This is a genomic window from Pseudomonas edaphica (genome assembly GCF_005863185.1).
GTDB lineage: Bacteria > Pseudomonadota > Gammaproteobacteria > Pseudomonadales > Pseudomonadaceae > Aquipseudomonas > Aquipseudomonas edaphica.
In genome coordinates this window covers 1-2,149 of the sequence record NZ_VBVZ01000836.1, presented here as the reverse complement: position 1 = coordinate 2,149, position 2,149 = coordinate 1, and the positions used below count along the sequence as shown (strand labels likewise).

Annotated in this window: 3 protein-coding genes; all 3 read left to right on the top strand. The window is 55.0% G+C overall.

Going from position 1 to position 2,149, the window contains the following annotated elements; genetic code table 11:
- Positions 1-186: 186 nt before the first annotated feature.
- Positions 187-462, top strand: a complete 276-nt coding sequence (locus tag FEM54_RS31095) for a polyhydroxyalkanoic acid system family protein (protein ID WP_017138585.1) — start codon at positions 187-189, stop codon at positions 460-462.
- A 105-nt stretch (positions 463-567) separates the two neighbouring features.
- A complete protein-coding gene (locus tag FEM54_RS31090; RefSeq protein WP_017138584.1) occupies positions 568-990 on the top strand; it encodes a phasin family protein in 423 nt (140 codons plus the stop codon).
- Positions 991-1,002: 12 nt separating this feature from the next.
- The gene (locus tag FEM54_RS31085; protein WP_138454123.1) at positions 1,003-2,004 is read left to right on the top strand and encodes a phasin family protein; all 1,002 of its coding nucleotides are present in this window, start codon (positions 1,003-1,005) and stop codon (positions 2,002-2,004) included.
- Positions 2,005-2,149: the final 145 nt, after the last annotated feature.

Genomic DNA, 2,149 nt, shown 5'->3' with positions numbered 1-2,149 from the left:
GTGGTGGGTTCGGCATCGCTGCCTTTGCGCTGATCAGTCATATCGCTGTCACCAAAAGAGAATGCGGGACATGATAATCCCCACCGCCTGCTTTGTCTTGGCAAGGCTGAAGGTAAGATAGGTGTTCATCGAGACCTTTTGCCGCATGGCAGGTGTTCTGAGTCGATATAAAGAGGAGTCATTGCAATGGCCCGTATTACCGTTGAGCGTGCACATTCCCTGGGTAAAGAAGGCGCGCGCGCGAAGGCCGAGAAGTTGGCGCACAAACTCAAGGAGCAATATGGCCTGGAGTCATCGTGGTCGGGCGATAGCCTGAACCTCAAGCGTTCGGGGGTTAAAGGCACGGTGTTAGTCGCCGATGAATCGCTGCGCATTGATGTTGAATTGGGCCTGTTGATGTCGGCCATGAGCGGCACCATCAAGTCTGAAATCGAGAAAGCCCTGGATAAGGCGCTGGCCTGATCAATGTGTTCTTAGGGTGCCGATTCTAATTTTCCAGCCTACTTTGTGCCCAAGCCCTCAACTCCTGCGGGCCGTTCCTCGACCCTAATCTGCGTGAGGTGCACCATGGCCAAAGTTATTTTGAAGAAAAAAATCGACCTTCAGTCCACTGCCCTGAGTGACGTTAAAAGCTACGCCCGCAAGATCTGGCTGGCAGGACTTGGCGCCTATGCCAAGGTCGGCAGCGAAGGCGGCGAGTACTTCAAAGAGCTGGTCAAGACCGGTCAACATGTTGAAAGTAAAGGCAAAAAAGTTGTGGTTGAACAACTTGATGCTGCCAACAGTCAGATTGACCAAGTAAAGAGTAATGTCTCCAGCGTCAAAGGTTTGGTTGAAGTTCAACTGGATAAAGTTGAAAAAGCTTTTGACACGCGTGTTGCAAGTGCCTTGAATCGAATCGGCATTGCGTCTAAACATGACGTGGAGACACTCTCTGCTAAGCTCGAAGAGCTGACGACATTGCTAGAACGTGTCGCGCGTAAACACTAAGGAGACATCGGGATGGCTGTTAAAAAGACTACTCAGAAAGAAGGCAGCTCGTGGATCGGGGAGGTTGAAAAATATTCCCGTAAGATCTGGCTTGCTGGTTTAGGCGTGTACTCGAAGGTTAGCAGTGACGGCGGCAAATACTTCGAGACATTGGTCAAGGACGGCGAAAAGGCCGAGAAGTTGACCAAGACCACGGTTGGTAAAAAAGTTGAAGCGGCCAAGGCCACTGCCGGCTCTGCCAAGTCGAGCATTTCTGACACTTGGGGCAAGTTGGAAGAAACCTTCGACAAGCGTCTCAACAGTGCCATTTCGCGACTGGGCGTGCCCAGCAAAGCGGAACTGAAGACGCTGCACAGCAAGGTCGATACCCTGACCAAGCAAATCGAAAAACTCACTGGCGCTAAAGTGGCTCCAGCCAAAACCGCCGCCGCTAAACCGGCTGCCAAGCCTGCGGCTAAAACTGCGGCTGCTAAACCGGCTGCCAAAACCGCCGCCAAGCCTCTGGTTAAAGCGGCCGCCAAGCCAGCTGCCAAACCTGCGGCCAAGGCCCCGGCTAAAGCTGCGGCAAAACCCGCTGCAAAAACCGCAGCTGCCAAACCGGCTGCCAAGCCTGCAGCAAAACCCGTGGCCGCTAAAGCCGCTGCCAAGCCTGCGGCTAAGCCGGCTGCCAAAGCAGCAGCAAAACCAGCAGCAAAACCAGCGGCTAAAACCGCCGCTGCCAAACCTGCTGCCAAGCCGGCCGCTGCGAAACCTGCAGCCAAACCAGCCGCCGCTAAAGCCGCTGCCAAACCTGCTGCAGCAAAACCTGTGGCTGCCAAGCCTGCGGCAAAACCTGCCGCCGCGAAGAAGCCAGCAGTAGCCAAGAAGCCAGCAGCGTCCAAACCTGCTGTTGCGGCCAAGCCTGCAACTCCAGCGCCAACCGCTTCTACAGCCAATTCGGTGTCCGCACCGACACATGCTCCTGCCGCCCCGACTGCAACGCCGGTAACCCCGACGCCATCCAGTCAGTCCTGATTTTTTCAGGGCACAAAAAACGCCCGGCCTGTGAAGGTCGGGCGTTTTTTATGGAAGTCTCATATACACCGCATTTCCAATGTGGGAGCGGGCTTGCCCGCGATGGCAATTTATCAGCCAATACCTGGGTGGCTGACACTCCGCC

Excerpts from the sequence above, each read along its gene's own strand:
- FEM54_RS31095 (WP_017138585.1), top strand. The coding sequence starts at position 187 with ATGGCCCGTATTACCGTTGAGCGTGCACATTCCCTGGGTAAAGAAGGC.
- FEM54_RS31085 (WP_138454123.1), top strand. The coding sequence starts at position 1,003 with ATGGCTGTTAAAAAGACTACTCAGAAAGAAGGCAGCTCGTGGATCGGG.
- FEM54_RS31090 (WP_017138584.1), top strand. The coding sequence starts at position 568 with ATGGCCAAAGTTATTTTGAAGAAAAAAATCGACCTTCAGTCCACTGCC.